Raw genomic sequence first — 19076 nt, 5'->3', positions numbered from 1 at the left:
ATTGCAGCCTGCGGCAGCTCCTACCCTGGTCTGTGTTCAGTCCTGTAGGAGCTGTCGATTGCAACGAGGCTGCGATCTTTAATGTTTCTGAGGTGTCGCCGAAACAGGCAGGCGCACCGGGGTGCTGTTCAGCCAGTTCGCCAGCAAGCGCGTCGACAGCGGAATAAAGAAGTAAACCATCAACGGCGTCAGGCAAGCGGTGCTGATCAAAACGCGCGGCAACAACCCCATGTCAGCGAGCAACGGGCCGAAGACAAAGTTGAACAACAGTGACACCGGAAAAAACGCCAGCCAGATCGCAACGGCCTGTTTCCAGCGCGGTGGACGTTGGCCGACGGCGCCGAACCAGCCCTCGATACCGCTGACCCGATGCTCTTTCGGATGGGCAAACAGATCGCTGCCTCGACTCAACCACGCGGTGCGTGATACCGAATGTTCCCACGCATGCAGGGTTTGCTCATCGACAAAGCGAAAAATGATCTGGAATTCGTTATCGCCGGGTGGCGGAGCGAGCACACCAGAACCTAGGTAGCCGGGGAAATCTGTAGCCAGTTGTTCGCCTTCGCGCAGCCAGGCGATCAAGTCTTGATAGCGGCCATCAGCGACGCGACGGGCAACCATCAGCGTGACGGGGGAAGTAGACATTTTGTATCTCCGTATTTCGAGTGCGTCGCTCCGGGTAGGAGTTTCGCCTGACGCAGGGCTGGGGTAGAGGCCTGCGTTTTTCAACAAGCAAGGATTATTCCGGTTTTTCACGATTAAACCAGCGACTTTCGTCGCATTTCACCACTTGAACCCAATTAGGGCATAAGCGTTAGAATGGGATCCAATTGAACCGACATGGAAGTTGAACGCCATATGCCTGTCATCACGGACGCAAGCCCCGCTACGCAGGCCTCTGTTGCGCTCGAGCGCGCTGATCTGTTCCCGATCCGTGAGGTCGCGCGCCTTACCGGTGTAAACCCGGTGACCTTGCGCGCATGGGAGCGGCGCTATGGTTTGATTCAGCCGACACGCACCGAAAGTGGGCATCGGCTCTATTCGATGACCGATATCGAGCGCGTGCGCAGCATTGTTGACTGGATTGATCGCGGTGTCGCCGTGAGCAAAGTCGGCAAGATCCTCGCCAAGACCGAACCGAAGAAAGTGCTGGCGCACATCATCTCCGATGATCTGGTGCAGGCTGATTATCTGCAGTGGCAGGAACAGATCCAGCAGGCGGTCAGCGCATTCGATGATCAGCAACTGGACCGTGTATATGGTCAGATTTTCTCTTCTTACTCATTGCCGGTGGTGTTTCAGGACATCCTCATGCCGCTGTGGCTGCAATTGTTGCAGCGCCAGGAGGCGTTCGGGCAAACCAGCGAGTGGCTGTTCTTCGATGGATTCCTGCGGGCGCGGGTGTTGCAACGGATTGTCATGCTGCGCGGCACGCAACCGCGCCGGGTGATCGTCAGCGCGCTGGCCGGGCAATGTCGAGAGCTGGAGTTGCTGGTGGCGGCGCTGTTTCTCAGCGACAGCAATTCTGGTGTTCGAGTGCTGACCACCGGTCAGCCGTTCGATGAGCTGACGTTGGTTTGCGAAAAAATCAAACCTGACGCACTCGTCCTGTTTTCCAATCACGCGCCCAGCGCCGAATTGCCTCGGCGTTTGAACCGGCTGGCATTGAGTCTCGATTGTCAGTTGATGCTGGCGGGCAACGCTTCAGATCTGGCGCAGGACAGCCTGGCCGGATCTTCTGTAGCGTGTCTGGGCAATGAAGGGGCGAACATGCGTCAGCGCATGCTGCAATTTATGGCCGGGAAGCTGGATACCTGAACCTCAGGTGTGAAGCGCAGGATGCGTCAGGCGATGTTGCTGCAGGATGAACTGGCGCAGACGCTCGGTTTCGTCGGTGTCGGTCTGGCTCAGTTCGTAGGCATAGAAACCACTTTCGGTTTCCCGTTCGAAATTGCCGCGCAATGAAATCCGTTCGTATCCCGAAGGGCTGAACCACAGCGCGAAGTGCTTGGGTGGTTTGGTCTTGTTGCGCACTTCCAATAGCACACCCTTGTGCGAAACCTCGTGGACCCACAACGTGCCCGGCTGACCTTTGGCGTTCTCCAGGGCTACTGGCTCTTCGAGAGTCAATCGCCATGGCCGCACCATCGGGCCGTCCTCATAAATGCTCGGCACGCCGAGGCGCAGATGCAACGCGTGAAACTCGTCTTCCACCAGATGCAGCGGGAAGGTCATTTGTTGATTTTCGAAGTTGGCCTGAATGGTCACCTGCTCGTGAGCGGCCAGCCGCGTGAGCAAATCACGAATCTGCGAACCGCCGTTAACCAGCAGACTCGACGTCGCATCCCGCACGTTCAATTGCGGGTTGTGCTGCATGGTCTGGATGAAATCCAGCTCATCCTGAGTGAGTAGGGCGTCGCGCTGCATGGCTAACTCGAAAGATATAGTTACAAAGTCATTGGTGATTGTAGTTAATGACACTTAGTTCGCGATTTTGTTTTGACCGTTTGTCGCTTTCAGTGCAGCCAGTTCTGCTTCAAGGGCTGCGACTTGAGCTTCAAGCTGCGCCACGCGCTGCTGAGCCTTGACCTGAACGGTGACGTCCTTCTGCACGCCAACGAAATAAGTCTGCCCGTCATCGGCGTTTTTCACCGTTGAAAGCGACAGTTCATTCCAGAACGGTGTGCCGTCCTTGCGATAGTTGCGCAGGATTTCCCGGCACGATCCGCCGTTATCCAGCGTCTCGCGAATCAGTTTCAGGCTGTCCTGATCTCGGTCTCCAGACTGCAGAAAGCGGCAGTCCTGATAGAGGATTTCCTCGCTGGTGTAGCCGGTCAGTCGTTCAAAGGCCGGGTTCACATAGATCAGGATATCGTTCTGTTCACCTTCCTTTTCGGCGACCACGATCCCGTCGTTCGACGCGTTGATTACCATTTGCAGCAGGCTGGCGTTGATCATCTTTGAATCCTTTCAGAGTTGTCAGTGGCACGCATTCTAGAAGAACCGTAGGCGCTGTCTACTGGCCATTACCGCCAATTGAGATCCAATCGCAGCTTTGCGCTGGAGGCTGTTACTATCGCCGCTCTTTTTTCCAGTTTCAGGATCAGATTGATGAAAGTCGCCATCCTCTCCGGTTCGGTCTACGGCACCGCCGAAGAAGTCGCCCGCCACGCCCAGAACCTGTTGAAAGACGCTGGCATTGAAACCTTCTACAACTCGCGCGCCAACCTCGCCGACATCCAGGCGTTCGGCCCCGAAGCGTTGCTCGCGGTGACCTCGACCACCGGCATGGGCGAATTGCCCGACAACCTGCAACCGCTGTATTCGGCGATTCGCGACCAGCTGCCAGCGCAACTGCTCGGTTTGCCGGGTGCAGTGATTGCCCTGGGCGACGCCAGTTATGGCGACACCTTCTGCGGCGGTGGCGAGCAAATGCGTGAACTGTTCGGCGAACTCGGCGTGCGCGAAGTGCAAGAGATGCTGCGCATCGACGCCAGCGAAAGCGTCACCCCGGAAACCGATGCCGAGCCTTGGCTGGTACAGTTTATCGACGCGCTCAAGGGCTGATTCCGCGCTCGCGCAACAGCGCCAGCCATGCCTGCGCCGCTTTCGACAGATACGCGCCGCGACGCCAGATGAAGGCGATATCCCAACGCAGATAATCCGGCGCGCGCAAGGTCAGGCGGACCACGCCTGGCCTTACCAGGCCCCGTGCGACCACGCTGGGCAACAGCACCACGCCTTGCCCGGCGGCCACCAGCGCCGCAAGAAAATCGGCCTGCCCGCTGCGTCCACCTTCCTGCGGGGTAAAGCCCAGTTGCTGGCACGCCTGCAGCAAGCGGTCGTTGAGTACGAAGCTGCGCTGATAGAGCAGAAAGGGCGTCTCGGCCAATTCTTGCAGACCGATCTCACCCCGCTCGGCCAGCGGATGATCCACCGGCAGCAGGGCGTCGAGTGGCTCATCGCAAAACAGCTGACAGTCGAATTGCGGATCCCTTGGCAACAGACTGCCGCCCAATTCCAGTTCCCCGCTCAACACTGCCTGCTCGATATTGCGACTGCCGCCCTCCAGCAATTGCACGCTGATATTCGGATAGCGCCGCCGGTATTCGGCAAACAGTCCGGCGAACAGCGCGTCGCTGCCGAGTAGTGGCAAGCCGAGTCGCAGCTCTCCACGGGCCATATGACTGAGGTCGTCCAGTTCCGCGAGCAACTCGTTGCGCAACCGCAGCATGCCCTCGGCCCGTTGCAGCACGACGCTGCCAGCGGCGGTCAGGCGCAATTGCGAACCGAGCCGTTCAAGCAATGGCGTGCCGAGGCTCTGCTCCAGTTGCGCGATCTGTTTGCTGACCGCTGATTGACTGATATGCAGGGTTTTTGCGGCCTGGGTGAAACCGCCCTGATGCATGACTTCGACAAAACTTCGCAGCTGTTTGAATTCCATTACCTGATTCCGTTTTGGAATGGCTTTGAGTCTAACAATTCGCTTCGGAGATGGCTGTGCGCTTCGTAAAATAAGCGCATGTCAGGAGCAAAATCATGAACGTCGTCCCCCTCAAGTACCTTTCTCGTTTAGTCGTCGAACTCGCCGTGTTGCTCGGTCTCTACCTGTTCGGCTGCCAACTGGCGGCCTGGCTGGCGTGGCCAATCCCCGGCGGCGTCATCGGTATGGCGCTGTTGCTGCTGGCATTTGCCTTTGGATGGGTCAAACCGGCAGCGCTGCAATTGGGCGCGGGACTGCTGATGGCCGAGATGTTGTTGTTCTTTATTCCGGCGCTGATGAGTCTGCTCGACTACGGCGCGCTGTTGCGCAATGACGGCTGGCGGATTCTGTTGGTGATCGCCGCCAGCACCTTGATGGTGATGTTAGTCACGGCGTTCACCGTCGAGCTTGCGGTGCGCATGAGGCGTTCCCATGAAGCTTGAATGGATGCCGATGTTTTGGCTGGCTTTCACCCTGTTGGCGTATCTGTTCAGCCGCTGGTTGTATCGGCGCACCGGACGCTACGTCTTGTCACCGTTGATTCTGGTGCCGGCGTTGCTGCTGGCGCTCGCCGTGCCGCTGCACACCGCCTATGCCGAATATTCCAGCAACACCCACTGGCTGATGCTGGTGCTCGGCCCGGTCACCGTGGCTTTCGCCGTGCCGATCTGGCAGCAACGCCGTTTGTTGATGCGGCACTGGTCGGCACTCCTGCTCGGCATGGTTGCCGGTAGTGCCGCATCGATCGGCACCTCGTTCGGACTGGCCAGGGCGCTGGCGCTCGACAGCTCGGTGACGATGTCACTGGTGCCGCGCTCGATCACCACACCGTTCGCCATGCCGCTGGCGCAGAACCTGGGAGGCGTGCCGGAGTTGACCGCAGTCTTCGTGATGTTCACCGGTGTGTTTGGCGCGATGCTCGGCGGCGTGTTGTTGAAGTGGTTGCCATTGCGCAGCGCCTTGGCGCGCGGTGCATTGTTCGGGGTTGGCGCGCACGGTGCCGGGGTCAGCCGGGCCCATGAAGTGGGCGGCGAAGAAGGCTCAGTCGCCGGGCTGGTGATGGTGCTGACCGGTTTGCTGAATCTATTCGCTGCACCTTTGTTGGCGTCGTTGCTTTGACATGGATCCAAGCTGTTTGCATCGCTGACCCGGTCAGTCATCAAGCTGGCTGCCAATGCAACTACGCGATTGCCTGCACCTGACTAGACTGCTGTCACGTGCAGAACAATAAGAACGCAGAGGTGCATACAGTGAGCGTAGCCCCCGTCCAATCGTCCCTTAATGTCAAAGACCAGGTCAGCGCCGCCGAGTGGCAGACCCGTGTCGATCTCGCCGCCTGTTATCGTCTGGTCGCGCTGCATGGCTGGGACGATCTGATCTTCACTCATATTTCCGCCAAGGTGCCGGGCACCGAAGACTTCCTGATCAACCCGTTCGGTCTGATGTTTCATGAGATCACCGCCTCTAGCCTGGTGAAGGTCGATCAGGCCGGCAACAAACTCATGGACAGCCCCTACGAGATCAACCCCGCCGGCTACACCATCCATAGCGCCGTGCACGAAGTGCGACACGACGTGGTTTGTGTGCTGCATACGCACACCGCTTCCGGTGTCGCAGTGTCGGCGCAAAAGCAGGGCGTGTTGCCGATCAGCCAGCAATCGCTGTTCGTGCTGTCGAGCCTGGCGTATCACGCCTATGAAGGCGTGGCGCTGAACCACGAAGAAAAGGCCCGTTTGCAGGCCGACCTCGGCGAGAGCAATTTCCTGATGCTGCACAACCACGGTCTGCTGACCTGTGGAGGCACCATCGCCGACACTTTTCTGATGATGTTCACCTTCCAGCGCGCCTGCGACATTCAGGTCATGGCGCAAACCGGCGGGGCTGAACTCATCGCCATCGAACCGCAAATTCTGGCAGGCGCCAAAGCGATGATCGCCGGCGTCACTAAAAGTGCTCGAGGCATGGGTGGTGCGCTGGCCTGGCCGGCGTTGCTGCGCAAACTCGATAAACAAGACCCCGGATATAAACTCTAATGCCTCTTGCCGAGATTCCTCTGTGTGTCTGGCGCAAACGCAGCCAGACGTTCGTCTTTCGTGGCCAGCCGATTCGTTACTGGACAGCGGGGCAGGGTGAGCCGTTGCTGCTGATCCATGGCTTTCCGACCGCTAGTTGGGATTGGCATTACCTGTGGCAGCCGCTGGCCCAGCGTTATCGCGTGATTGCCTGTGACATGCTCGGCTTTGGCGATTCGGCCAAACCGCTCAATCACAGCTACAGCCTGCTGGAACAGGCTGATCTGCAACAGGCCTTGCTCGCGCATTTGCAGGTCGAGCAACCGGTGCATGTGCTTGCGCATGATTACGGTGACAGCGTTGCGCAGGAACTGCTCGCCCGGCACTACGAAGACCAGATCGAAGTGGCCAGTTGTGTGTTTCTCAACGGCGGATTGTTCCCGGAAACCCACCGTCCGGTGCTGATGCAGAAACTGCTGCTCAGTCCGCTGGGCTGGATGATTGGCCGCGCGTTCACGCGCGATGCGCTGGTGAAAAGCTTCCGGCAGATCTTTGGCCCGCAGACCCGGCCGACTGAAAGTGAGCTGGACGATTTCTGGAGCCTGGTCGACAGCAATCGCGGGCCACGGATCATGCACAAGTTGATCAGCTACATTCCCGAACGCCGCGTGCAGCGTGATCGCTGGGTGATGGCGATGCAGCGCGGTGAAATTCCGTTGCGGGTGATCGATGGCGAGGTCGATCCGATTTCCGGGGCGCACATGGTCGAGCGTTACCGCGAATTGATTCCCGACGCGGACACGGTGTTGTTGCCGGGCATCGGCCACTATCCGCAGACCGAAGCGCCAGTGCAGGTACTCAAGCACTATCTGGCGTTTCGCGAACGCTTCGTGCTGCCACCGCGCAAAGTGGCCTGCTCCTGAAGGATCAAAAGATCGCAGCCTTCGGCAGCTCCTACACAAATCCAATGTAGGAGCTGCCGAAGGCTGCGATCTTTTGATCTTTTGATCTTTTGTTTCTTTGACACCCTCATCATCCCCCAACCTTATTGCACACCATTCAGCCTCAGCCGTATTCGTTGTGACCAAAAGCCCTGTACCTGACACTCAGGATCAATACTGGCCTGCTGGAGTTGCTGCGATGAATGAGTCTGTGCGTTTCGAAGATAAAGTCGTCATCGTCACCGGAGCCGGTGGTGGCCTCGGACGCGCCCATGCATTGCTGTTTGCCAGGCAAGGCGCCAAAGTGCTGGTCAACGACCTCGGCGGCTCGACCCAGGGCGAGGGCGCCAATGCCTCCGCCGCCGACCGCGTGGTGGCGGAAATCCGCGAAGCTGGCGGCATTGCCGAAGCCAACCACGACTCGGTCACCGACGGTGACAAACTGGTGCAGAACGCCCTCGATGCCTTCGGCCGTGTCGACGTCGTCGTCAACAACGCCGGGATCCTGCGCGACAAGACCTTTCACAAGATGGACGACGCCGACTGGGATCTGGTTTACCGCGTCCACGTCGAAGGCGCCTACAAAGTCACCCGCGCCGCATGGCCGCACCTGCGCGAGCAAAACTACGGCCGGGTAATCTTCACCGCCTCGACCTCGGGCATCTACGGCAACTTCGGCCAGTCCAACTACGGCATGGCCAAACTGGGCCTGTATGGATTGACCCGCACCCTGGCCATCGAAGGTCGCAAGAACAACATTCTCGTCAATGCCATCGCGCCAACCGGCGGCACGCGCATGACCGAAGGCCTGATCCCGCCGCAAGTGTTCGAGCAATTGAAGCCGGAGCTGGTCAGTCCGCTGGTGGTGTATCTGGCCAGCGAGCAATGCCAGGAGACTTCCGGGTTGTTCGAAGTGGGTGGCGGCTGGATGGGCAAGGTGCGCTGGGAACGCAGCCTCGGCGCCGGCTTCGACCCACGCGTGGGTTTCTCGCCGGAAGACGTGGCGGCGCACTGGCAACAGATTTGCGATTTCGAAGGGGCGGCGCATCCGAAGGACAATATCGAGGCGCTGAAGGAAATGATGGCGAATTTGCAGAAGTATTCGGTTTAAGGGACGTTTGAGCCTCGCTGCGTTCTCGATGCGGCGAGGCTCGTTCCATTATTCCTTGTACCGTTTATCAATCATGAATTCCGGGATTCTCCAGTTTGGACCCGCAATGGCGACAGCCACATTGCCCTCAGCCAATACACCCTCATGAAATAATTCCTCATAAGTTCTCCACAATTCACCGCGCGCGATGACTTCAAATCGATAACGCCCGAACAGTGTGTCGATTGAGGGAAATGCCAAACCGATAGCCAAAACTGATAACAAGTCTCTGAGATTTTCTTGCCTGACAGCTTGTTCGAGTTTTGCAATCGAACTCTTGCATCCGCTGACGCATTCAAATGCTTCCCGCTCCTGTTTTTTCGCCGCGTCGATGGCCTCGTCGGTATAGCGTAATGACTCATCGTCGCTCAGTTTGAAGTCTTCAAGTGTGGCCGTATGGAGGTTATTCCAAAGGGACGGATTACTTTTGGGAATGTAGTCGTCGGCGAATCCCATCGCTCTGAATCGCTCCATCATTCGAAGTGAATAGGCATAGAACCGTCGATCGGTATCGGTCATCTCGAGCTTGCGCTCCAGTATGGCGTCAAGACGCTTGATCATGATGAGGTTGGCTGCAGACCCTTTTCCTTCAATTTTTGTTTCTGCGACCTCAACAAAACTTTGCTCCAACATTCGTTTTACTCACTGCGAATTTTCGGTTTTGCGGAGCAATTAACCTACATCAGCTTTCGAACGGAAAAATCTGCATCGATCGTCAGTAATGACCTGCTTGGTTGTATGAATAATGTGGAAGGCGGTTTGATAGCTTGGCATTAGAAGATAAAAAAGGAGATTTCCTACAACAATAGGGGATTTTCCCGCTGATGCAGATGGCATGGGTAAAACGGCGCGCAAAAAAGGCCGCTGCAAACGCAGCGGCCAAGGTAAGACGTTGGATCAAGGAGCGACAAATCACCGTTAGTGCATGGCTGCGCAATAATTTATCCGAAACATTGGCAGCAGATTTGTGATTTCGAAGGTGCGGCGCATCCGAAAGGCAACATTGAGGCGCTGAAAGAGAAGATGGCGAATTTGCAGAAGTATTCGCTTTAAGGGGTGAGGCCACCAAGCTCGGGCTTGGCGGCCAACAAACCATTAAACGTATCGTTTTTCGGTCATGAATTTTGGAGCCTTCCAGTTGGGGCCTTTAATAGCTAAGCCTTTATCTCCGTGTGCCAGTACTCCAGACGCAATGAGTCGAGTGTAGGCACCCTCAAGGGCTCCATATTGACTGATCAAATCTCGGTTGTATTGTCTGATCATCATGTCTAGGTGCGGGTTTGGTTTGAACAGTGAAAATACGGTCACGATGTCATCCAATGGTTCATTTTTTACAATTTGTTCAATGGTATTCATTACCACATCTCCTTAAGCAACTTCTGGTACTCACGCTCTTCTTGCCGCCTGGCAGCTTCCAGCGCCTCTGGCGTATATAACAACGTTGGATCATCTTTAAGCTTGTAATCCTCCAGTGTTGCAGTGTGGACGTTGTTCCATACGGAAGAGTCTTTGTCGGGCATTTCCGTGTCCCCACATCCCAAGGCTTTAAGCCTTTCGAACTCTCTGATCTCATGAGTGTAGAAGCGTTTGTCGGTATCGGTTACCTCTAGTTCTCCTCGAAAAATTCGTTCTAGGCGATCGATCATTATTTTATTCGCATCAGAATCGGGGAACTTTGAAGTGTGTAGCCTCACGATATTAATTCCGTTTTTTGCGATGATGGACGGTGCCCAGTCCGAGCTTGTAACCGGTAACCCTGTTTCTTCGGGGTTGAAATCTCGCCCGCTGTGTTCTCCGTCCTCGACACCCCCGTACGGACTGCTAAACACCACATAAAGCGGCGCAATCCCCGAGTCATCGGGAAACACGATGATGAATCGTTCCCAGCCTTCGACCAGAATCGGATTCAGGTCCAGCCGTCCTTCAATCGGAACAATCGGAGCGCCCGTATACGCAGGGGAGTCGGTATCTAACATGGGCGACTCAGTCGAGCTGTCACCCGGCGAGATAGCGGGCGTCCAGGTTAGAAAGTCCGTCGGCGAATCTGGCAGCGCTACTTCATAAACATCATTCAGCAAGTCATAGGCCGCATTCAGAACCAGCACACTCGAGCGGATATGGAAGTCATCGCTTGTGGCGACGAAGATTTCCGCGCCAGCCCCGAGCCGCCTTACGCCCAAGCCCACAGGCAGCTCCAGCGTGCCTTGCCGATCGGCTGTTTCACGCAGTGTCTGTGCAGACTCCGACGACAACTCGGCAAGCGGCACGCTCATGGAAAAGCGCTCGCCATTGCCCAGACGTGAAGGCATCAGCAGCGCCGCGAAACCTACCAATACCGGACCGCTGATCAGCGCAGCGGCTGCCGCTTTCACGGTCAGTAATCCCACCCTCAGCGAATCAAGAATTGCCGATGCTGCCGAGGAAGGAAGACGAATGGCTGTCGAGGAGAAGGAGAAGTGCGGTCTGGTGGAAGCCACAACACCTGAGGCAGGGTAAACCTGTTGAATTTCTGGCGGTTGACGTTGCTGCTTTAGGGCTTCCTCCTCTTGTTTGGAAACCGCTTGAAGCTCATGCAGATGTCGTTGGTTTTCGTGTTGTTGCTGGATTTTCAGCGTCGCCAGTTGCGCTTGTCTTTTGGCAACGTTAGTCGCGGTCTCGATCACCTTGCGACGAATTTCCAGGCTTTGCTCCTCTGCTAGAACCTGACTTTGAATAGCCTCGATACGCTGTTCCATTTCAGCGTTAAGACGAGCCTGTTCCGCAGCGAACGCCTGTGCAGCCGCTTCCATGTTGAATTGCGCTTCTGCCAATGCTGCTTTCAGTGTCGCGACGCGTTTTTTTTCCTGAGCTTCAGCTTCAGCGTTGATGCGAGCCACTTCGCTAGCCAGGCGCGCCAGATGGGCGTCCTGACGCTGTTTCTCAGCTAGCGCGGCGATTCGCGCCTGTTCCCGTACGCGGACCTGTTCCTGTTCAAGACGGGCGGCGTCGGCAATGTCACTCTGGCGTTGTTGCTCGGCTGCGATGCGGGCACGTTCTTCAGCCAAGCGCTGAGTCTCTGCCAGAGCCGCAAGTCTTGCTTGCTCCAGGCGCGCGGCTTCGGCGAGTTCTCTTTGACGTTGCTGTTCTTGGGCAATCCGTGCACGTTCTGCCGCTACTCGCTGAGCATCTGCCGCCGCTTGTGCTTGCGCCTGATCATTTGTCTGAACGGCGGCCAGCCAGTTCTGTACGTTGACCTGCTGCTGGTTAAGCATCTGGATTGATTGCGCCAGCAATTTTGCTTCGTGCGCGGCTCTGTATGAAACGACCCAGGCGTTAACAATCCCCAGCAGATAGTCTCTTCTATTGCGGCTTACTTTTACGTGATAGTCATGAAAGTTCTTGCTCAGTGGATCTTCGCCAAAGAACTGATTGGCCAGTGCAGTTTTTTGCTGAAATTCAGCTGTTTTCCTTGAGATTAATAACTGGCGTACTCCCAGCTCTCGAATGATCGCTTCTGCGGGAGGAAGTGGATGGGGCGTGCCTTCCAGTCGTGTCGCTGCCAACTCCTGTTCAATTAGCCCTGGCAGTTGCTCTGTCCGAGTCCGGAATTCGCCACTGATTTGTAGTGTGTGGGCATTAAATTCATGGGCATTGGCCCGGGTGGCGTTGGGAGAGTTGAACATCCCTCCGCCCGGAATGGCCGTGATGATAGCTTGAATTATTGGCATCCCTGGCGGAGCTTCTGCTGTCGTATGAACAGCTTCCGTTAATACAAAGGGTGGAGGATTCTGCATATTCATGTCCTTTTGAATGTGCTTGATAGTTACCAATTGCCAATCAGTAGTGATGACAGTTGCGACGAATTGATGGGTTTCAAGTTACAGCAGAGTTGCTGTTAACGAGTCTGAGAAGACCGTAAGTAACTAGATGTTGTTGTGTGGGAGCTTTCGAAGGCGGATAACTTCGCCAGCAGAATTCTTTTGTGTAAAAAGAAATTTCCGACAGGGATTGAGCAAAGCTGTAAGACGAGTCCGCTCACTTTCCAGCAGGCATAAAAAAGGCCGCTGCAAACGCAGCGGCCAAGGTAAGACGTTGGATCAAGGAGCTACAAATCAACGTCAGTGAACACCGGGGCGATAAACCGAAGTCTTCGATTTATCTGAAATCTGTCAGCAATGGCCTGAGTTCTCAAAGGCCTCTGCTTCGTGCTTTGCGGCGTGTCCCGTGAAAGCGCGTTCAGAATAAGGTCTTGAGCGCGTAGGAAAAATACCGATTCCGGACATGCACTGTTGCGGGGCATGCAACAGTCCCGTGATCCGATGTGCACCATGCACTGGACTGATGATCCGCCATCCAGCCGATCCATGAACGGCGCAAAGTTCCGCCGCGCAAGGCCATTCATCCTTTCGAGCGACAACACGAATACCTCCTTGGTGCGCTTATCGACGCGGTTGCCCGGCAGTAGGGTGGGGCCTTCTGTCACTCACCGGGGAAGACGCATGACAAAAACAACAATGCGCGCCATCTTCACACCGCAGGCGCTGGCAGCCGCGGTGGCTTTGGGTTGCTGCGCCCAGGCGCAAGCGGTCGCGTTCAACATTGGCGAGATTGAAGGCACCTTCGACTCGTCGCTGTCGGTCGGCGCGAGTTGGGGCATGCGTGATGCCGACAGATCGCTGGTCGGTACGGTCAACGGTGGTACCGGGCAATCCTCGACCGGTGATGACGGGCGCCTGAACTTCAAGAAGGGCGAGACCTTCTCGAAAATCGTCAAAGGCATTCACGACCTCGAACTGAAGTACGGCGATACCGGCGTGTTTGTGCGCGGCAAATACTGGTACGACTTCGAACTCAAGGACGAGGACCGCGAGTTCAAGCCGATCAGCGACAGCGGCCGCAAGGAAGGGGCGAAATCTTCCGGCGCACAAATTCTCGATGCATTCGTCTATCACAACTATTCCATCGCCGATCTGCCGGGCACCGTACGTGCGGGCAAACAGGTGGTGAGCTGGGGCGAAAGTACCTTCATCGGTAACTCGATCAACAGCATCAACCCGATCGACGTCTCAGCGTTTCGTCGCCCCGGAGCGGAGATCAAGGAAGGTCTGATTCCGGTCAACATGCTGTTTGGCTCGCAAGGCCTGACCGATCAATTGACCGTCGAAGGTTTCTATCAACTGGAATGGGATCAGACTGTTCTCGACAACTGCGGCACCTTCTTCGGTGTCGATGTGGCGGCGGACGGTTGCAACAACGGCTACACCGTCGGCAACCCGGCAATTGCACCGTTTGTGCCGCTGACCCAGGCTTTTGGCCAAGGCATTCAGGTGACTCGCGAAGGCGTGGTGATCCCGCGTAGCGGCGACCGCGATGCGCGGGATTCCGGGCAGTGGGGGACGGCGTTGCGCTGGCTCGGTGATGACACTGAGTACGGTCTCTACTTCATGAACTACCACAGCCGCACGCCGACGGTAGGCACTACCACAGCCGGTCTTTCGACGTTGGCAGCATTGCCGGGCATGGTCGGTATCGCCAATGGCCTCGCCCCCGGCAGCGGTTCCGGTCTGGCGCAGAGCGTGATGCTCGGGCGCGGCCAGTACTACCTTGAGTATCCGGAAGACATTCGCCTGTACGGCGCGAGTTTCTCCACCACATTACCGACCGGCACCGCATGGACCGGCGAGATCAGCTACCGGCCGAATGCCCCGGTGCAGGTCAACACCAACGACCTGACACTGGCGTTGCTCAACCCGATTGCGGGCGGCACGGCGTCGCCACTCTCGACGTCACCGGGAGCGGACAACAAGGGTTATCGGCGCAAAGAAGTCACGCAAATCCAGAGCACGCTCACGCACTTTTTCGATCAGGTCTGGGGGGCTCAACGTTTGACCCTGGTCGGTGAAGCCGCAGTGGTGCGGGTCGGCGGCCTGGAGTCGCGCGACAAGCTGCGTTATGGCCGCGATTCGGTTTACGGGCAGTCCGGTTTCGGCGGCGACACTGATGGTTTCGTCACCTCGACCTCGTGGGGCTACCGCGCCCGGGCGATCCTCGATTACGCCAACGTGATCGGCGGGATCAACCTCAAACCCAACCTGTCGTGGTCGCATGACGTCGCCGGTTACGGCCCCAACGGCCTGTTCAACGAAGGCGCGAAAGCAATCAGCGTCGGCGTCGATGCCGACTACCGCAACACCTACACCGCGAGCCTCAGTTACACCGACTTTTTCGGTGGTGACTACAACGTCCTCGAAGACCGTGACTTCGTGGCCCTGAGCTTCGGCGTGAACTTCTGATCTGCCCGAGAAGGATAACTGCAATGCGCAAAAAAATTCTGCAATGTGGCGTGCTGGCCCTGAGTCTGCTGGCGGCCAACGTAATGGCGGCGGTGTCGCCGGAAGAGGCCAGCAAACTCGGCACCAGCCTGACCCCGCTGGGTGCCGAGAAAGCCGGTAACGCCGATGGCTCTATCCCGGCATGGACCGGCGGCATCCCGAAAAATGCCGCCGCGGTGGACAGCAAAGGCTTTCTCGCTGACCCGTTCGCCAATGAAAAACCGTTGTTCACCATCACCGCGGCCAACGTCGACAAGTACAAGGACAAGCTCTCCGACGGCCAGGTGGCGATGTTCAAACGTTACCCGGAAACTTACAAGATCCCGGTTTACCCGACGCACCGTACGGTGGCCGCACCGGCGGAAATCTACGAATCGGCCAAGCGCAGTGCGCTCAATGTCACCACGATCAACGACGGTAACGGCCTGGCCAATTTCACCGGCAATCGCTATTACGCGTTCCCGATTCCGAAGAACGGCGTCGAGGTGTTGTGGAACCACATCACCCGTTATCACGGCGGCAACGTCAAACGCATCATCACCCAGGTCACCCCGCAGACCAACGGCAGCTACACGCCGATCCGCTTCGAAGAAGAGATCGCCGTGCCGCAACTGATCAAGGATATCGACCCGGAAAAAGCCGCCAACGTGCTGACCTTCTTCAAGCAGTCGGTGACTGCGCCAGCGCGTCTGGCCGGTAACGTATTGCTGGTACACGAGACCCTCGATCAGGTGAAGGAACCGCGCCTGGCGTGGATCTACAACGCCGGTCAGCGCCGCGTGCGTCGTGCGCCGCAAGTAGCCTATGACGGTCCGGGCACCGCCGCCGATGGCCTGCGTACCTCGGATAACTTCGACATGTTCTCCGGCGCACCGGATCGATACGACTGGAAACTGGTCGGCAAGAAGGAAATGTACATCCCGTACAACAGCTACAAACTCGATTCGCCGAAGCTCAAGTACGACGACATCGTCAAGGCCGGGCACATCAATCAGGACCTGACGCGCTATGAGTTACACCGGGTCTGGGAAGTGATCGGCACCGTCAAACCGAATGAGCGGCATATCTACGCCAAACGCCACATGTATATCGACGAGGACAGTTGGCAGGTTGCACTGGCTGACCACTACGACGGTCGCGGTCAACTCTGGCGCGTAGCCGAAGGCCACTCTGAATATCACTACGAGCATCAGGCACAGGCATACACACTCGAAGCGCTCTACGACATCATTGCCGGCCGCTACATTGCCTTGGGGATGAAGAACGAAGAGAAGCACAGTTACGAATTCGGCTTTGAAGCCAAGGCTGCCGACTACACGCCAGCGGCCTTGCGTGCAGAGGGGGTGCGGTAACGGTTCTGATACATCAGTGGACAAAAGGCGACCGCTCGGTCGCCTTTTTTATGGCTGCCAATCAGCGCGCTGAATACTCGTCAACAAGTACAGAGGAGAGGGCTAGGGTGAAGGCACAACGATAAAAAGGCTCACCCGATGACCGCCATGACTGCCTGTCTGGATCGCCCCGGATTCTTGCCCAGACTTTCTTCCCATCATCAACCTCGCCCTCGATTGAGTGACCCTCTGCTGACATCGGTCGCACGGATCAGGCTGATCTGTGCGCCGGCCGGCAGTGGCAAAAGTGCGTTGCTCGTTGAGTGCCTGGCACAGGCGCCGGCGCATTGTCTGCTGCACTGGCTGCCATTGATGGGCGCGTGTTTGAGCAGCGAGGAACTCTGTCGGCGGCTTGGTCATGCGTTGGGGTTGGCAGAAATGGATGAGGCACAGTTGATTGCTGCTTTGGCCTGCTGGTCGACACCCACCTGGCTGTTTATCGATGATTACTGTCGGCTACCGGCCCCGGCACTCGATGCGCTGCTGGACCGCTTGCTGGCCCTCAGCAGCCCTGCGTTGATCTGGTGGATCGGTACGCGTCGACGCCCACAATGCAATTGGCCAAGGTTGCTGCTGGACGACGAATTGTATGAATGCGAGAGCGCGACGCTGGCGCTGACCCAAGACGAGATTGCCCAGGCGTTGAAACATTTGTCAGCCGAGCAGGTGGCCAGTGTGGCTGGGCGGATCGTTCATCGCACCGGTGGCTGGTGCGCCGGCGTGCGTATGGCGTTGCTGCAAAAGTGCGACTGGTCGCACAGCATCCAGTCGCAGCAACGGGTTGATACGTTGCTTGATTATCTGCAGCACGAACTGTTCAGCGGTCTGACGCCGGAGTTGGCAGAAGTCTGGCGGGTGCTGGCGAATCTGCCGCGCTTCAATGCTGAGCTGTGTGAGCACTTGTTCGGTGTCGGGGAGGGGGCGCAGAGCCTGCGGTTACTGCAAGTTCTTGGATGTTTTATCGAACCTTGGCGGGACTCCGCCGACTGGTTACAGGTTTTCCCACCCCTATCACGGGTGATGCAGGACGAACACTGGCCTGCCGCCCGCTCGTGGCATCGCCGGGCGTGCCAGTGGTTTGCGGTCAGGCAGGACTGGCGTTCAGCGTTTGAACAAGCCTTGCTTGCCGAGGAGTTCGAAACGGCGGTCAGCCTTTTACAACACTTCAATTTCGAGCACCTGTTTGAGGAGCAGACGGTAGCGCTGCTGTTGCAGCTGCATGAGTGCAAGGGTGAAGAACTGACGATGGGCACCCCTCAATTGGTCGGGCTGATCACCGCTGCGTTGCTGTTTGCCGGTCGTTTCGAGCAGGCGGCGCGGTGCATCGCCCACCTCTCACATTTCATGCCGCAGCCCTCGGCGGCGCTTGAGCAGCAATTGATCGCCCGCTGGCAAACGCTGAGTGGCTGGTCAGGTCATCTGGAAGGGCGGATGGATTGCGCCCATGGACACTTCTCGCAGGCATTGGAGGCTCTTGATTGCGACAATTGGATCGCGCGGGTGATGTGTCTGTCCGGGTTGACGCAGCAAGCGCTCTTGCGAGGGCAACTCGACGTGGCCCATGCACTCAACCGACAAGGCTTGTGCCTGGCTCGGGCGCACGGTTCGCTGGTTTTCGAAGCGCTGCTTGAGCTTGATCATGCGCAATTACTTGAACAACGCGGCGCGGCGTCTCGCGCCGAAAGCCTTTTGGCCGGTGTTGATGATTTGCTCGCCCGACAACCGAATCGGCTGACGCCGCTCAAGGGCAGGGTAGCGTTACGTCGAGGGCGTCTCGCGTTGAGTCAGGGTCAGGAGGCATCGGCAGCAGCGTTCTTCAAATCCGGACTGGAGGATTGCAAACGTAACGGTGACAAGCGTGTTCTTTACGGCTACCTGGGAATGGCGCAACTGGCCGCCAACCAGACCGATTACGACGCTGCGTTCGTATGGTTGCGTGATGCCGAGCGACTGATGCAGCAACGGCAGATTCCAGACACGGTTTATCGGGGAGTGGTGTTACAGGTCAGCAGCCTGTTCTGGTTGCAGCAAGGACGTGCCGAACTGGCATGCGAGGCAATGACGCGATTGCTACGGCATTATCAAGGCTCTGCGGCATTACAGGCACCGCCGGCGACACTTGAGCTGATTCCGCGGGTTGAATACCTGTTGGTCCTTGCCCAGGTGGGTTCAGGTATGGCTTGCGACCCGATGGTCGACCTTGGGCGCCTGCTTGAAACGGCGCAACGATGCAAAATGATCTCGCTGGAAACCGATGTGCGTCTGGCGTTGGCAGAAGCCGCCTTTTCGCTGGGTGATCATGCTGGCGCGCGCCAGCACTTGCGACAGGGGCTTGAACGGGTCAGCCAGCATGGGCTACATCAGTCACTGCATGAATTGAAGTTGCGTCAGCCGAGCCTGTTGGGTTTGCTGGGAAAAGTTGTTGAAGCACCCGGTGCCGAGACATTGACTCATAGCGCTTTGCTCAGTCAGCGAGAGTTAGAAGTGTTGTGCCTGATTGCCAAAGGATATTCCAATCAACAAATTGCCGATCAACTGTATATCTCTTTGCATACGGTAAAAACTCATGCGAGACGGATACATGGGAAGTTGGGTGTAAAACGTCGGACGCAAGCGGTTGCGAGTGCGAAATTGTTGGGGCTGGATCTGCATTGAGTTGGTTGCAGATGGAGTGGTACTTATCTGTCCGGATTTTTTCCGGAGATGTTTTATGACTTTTTAAAATCTAAGGTAACGTCTCTCTGGTTTTAATGATGGTGCGTGTTCGATAACTTTGTTGCATTCGAAA

17 protein-coding genes and 1 pseudogene are annotated in these 19076 nt (G+C 57.1%); 11 read left to right on the top strand and 7 right to left on the bottom strand.

From position 1 onward, the window contains the following. Nucleotides 1-78: 78 nt before the first annotated feature. Entirely contained in the window at nt 79-645 is a 567-nt protein-coding gene (locus HUW52_RS26740) for an antibiotic biosynthesis monooxygenase (protein WP_175555323.1), read from the bottom strand. Nucleotides 646-858: 213 nt separating this feature from the next. Between HUW52_RS26740 and HUW52_RS26735 the strand changes: the two genes are divergently transcribed. Further along, complete coding sequence (locus tag HUW52_RS26735) at nt 859-1818, top strand: MerR family transcriptional regulator (RefSeq protein WP_026000739.1); 960 nt, start codon at nt 859-861, stop codon at nt 1816-1818. 3 nt (nt 1819-1821) lie between these two features. Here the strand turns inward: HUW52_RS26735 and HUW52_RS26730 are convergent, their stop codons facing one another. Both HUW52_RS26730 and HUW52_RS26725 read right to left on the bottom strand, forming a co-directional pair. After that, the gene (locus HUW52_RS26730; RefSeq protein ID WP_016987019.1) at nt 1822-2427 is read right to left on the bottom strand and encodes a hypothetical protein; all 606 of its coding nucleotides are present in this window, start codon (nt 2425-2427) and stop codon (nt 1822-1824) included. A gap of 54 nt (nt 2428-2481) precedes the next feature. Then, nucleotides 2482-2958, bottom strand: coding sequence for a PAS domain-containing protein (locus HUW52_RS26725; protein WP_016987018.1), 477 nt, complete (start codon nt 2956-2958; stop codon nt 2482-2484). Between the two features lie 153 nt (nt 2959-3111). Between HUW52_RS26725 and HUW52_RS26720 the strand changes: the two genes are divergently transcribed. Further along, nucleotides 3112-3567, top strand: a complete 456-nt coding sequence (locus tag HUW52_RS26720; protein ID WP_016987017.1) for a flavodoxin — start codon at nt 3112-3114, stop codon at nt 3565-3567. On the opposite strand, the gene HUW52_RS26715 is transcribed toward HUW52_RS26720, so the two are convergent. Further along, nucleotides 3557-4444: a LysR family transcriptional regulator gene (locus HUW52_RS26715; RefSeq protein ID WP_175555322.1), complete on the bottom strand. Its 888-nt coding sequence runs from the start codon at nt 4442-4444 to the stop codon at nt 3557-3559. The two genes, HUW52_RS26720 and HUW52_RS26715, sit on opposite strands and share 11 nt — an antisense overlap. Nucleotides 4445-4539: 95 nt before the next feature. Between HUW52_RS26715 and HUW52_RS26710 the strand changes: the two genes are divergently transcribed. The 5 genes from HUW52_RS26710 to HUW52_RS26690 all read left to right on the top strand — a co-directional run bounded on the left by HUW52_RS26710 (nt 4540) and on the right by HUW52_RS26690 (nt 8547). Continuing rightward, the gene (locus HUW52_RS26710; protein ID WP_016987016.1) at nt 4540-4926 is read left to right on the top strand and encodes a CidA/LrgA family protein; all 387 of its coding nucleotides are present in this window, start codon (nt 4540-4542) and stop codon (nt 4924-4926) included. After that, on the top strand, nt 4916-5602 hold the full coding sequence (locus HUW52_RS26705) for an LrgB family protein (RefSeq protein WP_007914240.1): 687 nt from the start codon (nt 4916-4918) through the stop codon (nt 5600-5602). The genes HUW52_RS26710 and HUW52_RS26705 overlap by 11 nt, the downstream gene beginning before the upstream one ends. A gap of 131 nt (nt 5603-5733) precedes the next feature. Beyond that, nucleotides 5734-6516 (top strand): class II aldolase/adducin family protein, encoded by a 783-nt coding sequence (locus HUW52_RS26700; protein WP_016987015.1) that lies wholly within the window; start codon nt 5734-5736, stop codon nt 6514-6516. Then, nucleotides 6516-7418, top strand: coding sequence for an alpha/beta fold hydrolase (locus tag HUW52_RS26695; RefSeq protein ID WP_016987014.1), 903 nt, complete (start codon nt 6516-6518; stop codon nt 7416-7418). Before HUW52_RS26700 ends, HUW52_RS26695 begins: the two co-directional genes overlap by 1 nt. Nucleotides 7419-7635: 217 nt before the next feature. Further along, entirely contained in the window at nt 7636-8547 is a 912-nt protein-coding gene (locus tag HUW52_RS26690; protein WP_175555321.1) for an SDR family oxidoreductase, read from the top strand. 48 nt (nt 8548-8595) lie between these two features. On the opposite strand, the gene HUW52_RS30535 is transcribed toward HUW52_RS26690, so the two are convergent. After that, a complete protein-coding gene (locus HUW52_RS30535; protein WP_256667871.1) occupies nt 8596-9219 on the bottom strand; it encodes a hypothetical protein in 624 nt (207 codons plus the stop codon). 318 nt (nt 9220-9537) lie between these two features. Between HUW52_RS30535 and HUW52_RS26680 the strand changes: the two are divergent. Beyond that, a pseudogene (locus HUW52_RS26680) lies at nt 9538-9639 on the top strand (serine/threonine protein kinase); the annotation flags it as partial. A 42-nt stretch (nt 9640-9681) separates the two neighbouring features. Here HUW52_RS26680 and HUW52_RS26675 read toward each other — a convergent pair. Then, on the bottom strand, nt 9682-9942 hold the full coding sequence (locus tag HUW52_RS26675) for a hypothetical protein (protein WP_150792367.1): 261 nt from the start codon (nt 9940-9942) through the stop codon (nt 9682-9684). Beyond that, nucleotides 9942-12359, bottom strand: coding sequence for an S-type pyocin domain-containing protein (locus HUW52_RS26670; RefSeq protein ID WP_256667870.1), 2418 nt, complete (start codon nt 12357-12359; stop codon nt 9942-9944). The genes HUW52_RS26675 and HUW52_RS26670 overlap by 1 nt, the downstream gene beginning before the upstream one ends. Before the next feature lie 705 nt (nt 12360-13064). Between HUW52_RS26670 and HUW52_RS26665 the strand changes: the two genes are divergently transcribed. The 3 genes from HUW52_RS26665 to HUW52_RS26655 all read left to right on the top strand — a co-directional run bounded on the left by HUW52_RS26665 (nt 13065) and on the right by HUW52_RS26655 (nt 18943). Further along, on the top strand, nt 13065-14858 hold the full coding sequence (locus HUW52_RS26665; RefSeq protein WP_175555320.1) for a DUF1302 domain-containing protein: 1794 nt from the start codon (nt 13065-13067) through the stop codon (nt 14856-14858). Between the two features lie 23 nt (nt 14859-14881). Beyond that, entirely contained in the window at nt 14882-16249 is a 1368-nt protein-coding gene (locus tag HUW52_RS26660) for a DUF1329 domain-containing protein (protein WP_175555319.1), read from the top strand. 138 nt (nt 16250-16387) lie between these two features. Next, a complete protein-coding gene (locus HUW52_RS26655) occupies nt 16388-18943 on the top strand; it encodes a LuxR C-terminal-related transcriptional regulator (protein WP_175555318.1) in 2556 nt (851 codons plus the stop codon). The last annotated feature ends 133 nt before the right edge of the window (nt 18944-19076 follow it).

Origin of the sequence: Pseudomonas sp. 43A, assembly GCF_013363935.1 — a bacterium.
Classification (GTDB): Bacteria; Pseudomonadota; Gammaproteobacteria; order Pseudomonadales; family Pseudomonadaceae; genus Aquipseudomonas; species Aquipseudomonas crudilactis.
Note: the sequence above shows the minus strand (reverse complement) of the source record. Positions and strands in the feature narration are given on the sequence as shown.

Bases quoted from the DNA above. Each gene is read 5' to 3' on its own strand.
- HUW52_RS26740 (WP_175555323.1), bottom strand. From the start codon at position 645: ATGTCTACTTCCCCCGTCACGCTGATGGTTGCCCGTCGCGTCGCTGAT.
- HUW52_RS26715 (WP_175555322.1), bottom strand. From the start codon at position 4,444: ATGGAATTCAAACAGCTGCGAAGTTTTGTCGAAGTCATGCATCAGGGC.
- HUW52_RS26720 (WP_016987017.1), top strand. From the start codon at position 3,112: ATGAAAGTCGCCATCCTCTCCGGTTCGGTCTACGGCACCGCCGAAGAA.
- HUW52_RS30535 (WP_256667871.1), bottom strand. From the start codon at position 9,219: ATGTTGGAGCAAAGTTTTGTTGAGGTCGCAGAAACAAAAATTGAAGGA.
- HUW52_RS26705 (WP_007914240.1), top strand. From the start codon at position 4,916: ATGAAGCTTGAATGGATGCCGATGTTTTGGCTGGCTTTCACCCTGTTG.
- HUW52_RS26670 (WP_256667870.1), bottom strand. From the start codon at position 12,359: ATGCAGAATCCTCCACCCTTTGTATTAACGGAAGCTGTTCATACGACA.
- HUW52_RS26725 (WP_016987018.1), bottom strand. From the start codon at position 2,958: ATGATCAACGCCAGCCTGCTGCAAATGGTAATCAACGCGTCGAACGAC.
- HUW52_RS26695 (WP_016987014.1), top strand. From the start codon at position 6,516: ATGCCTCTTGCCGAGATTCCTCTGTGTGTCTGGCGCAAACGCAGCCAG.
- HUW52_RS26730 (WP_016987019.1), bottom strand. From the start codon at position 2,427: ATGCAGCGCGACGCCCTACTCACTCAGGATGAGCTGGATTTCATCCAG.
- HUW52_RS26660 (WP_175555319.1), top strand. From the start codon at position 14,882: ATGCGCAAAAAAATTCTGCAATGTGGCGTGCTGGCCCTGAGTCTGCTG.
- HUW52_RS26735 (WP_026000739.1), top strand. From the start codon at position 859: ATGCCTGTCATCACGGACGCAAGCCCCGCTACGCAGGCCTCTGTTGCG.
- HUW52_RS26690 (WP_175555321.1), top strand. From the start codon at position 7,636: ATGAATGAGTCTGTGCGTTTCGAAGATAAAGTCGTCATCGTCACCGGA.
- HUW52_RS26710 (WP_016987016.1), top strand. From the start codon at position 4,540: ATGAACGTCGTCCCCCTCAAGTACCTTTCTCGTTTAGTCGTCGAACTC.
- HUW52_RS26665 (WP_175555320.1), top strand. From the start codon at position 13,065: ATGACAAAAACAACAATGCGCGCCATCTTCACACCGCAGGCGCTGGCA.
- HUW52_RS26675 (WP_150792367.1), bottom strand. From the start codon at position 9,942: ATGAATACCATTGAACAAATTGTAAAAAATGAACCATTGGATGACATC.
- HUW52_RS26655 (WP_175555318.1), top strand. From the start codon at position 16,388: ATGACCGCCATGACTGCCTGTCTGGATCGCCCCGGATTCTTGCCCAGA.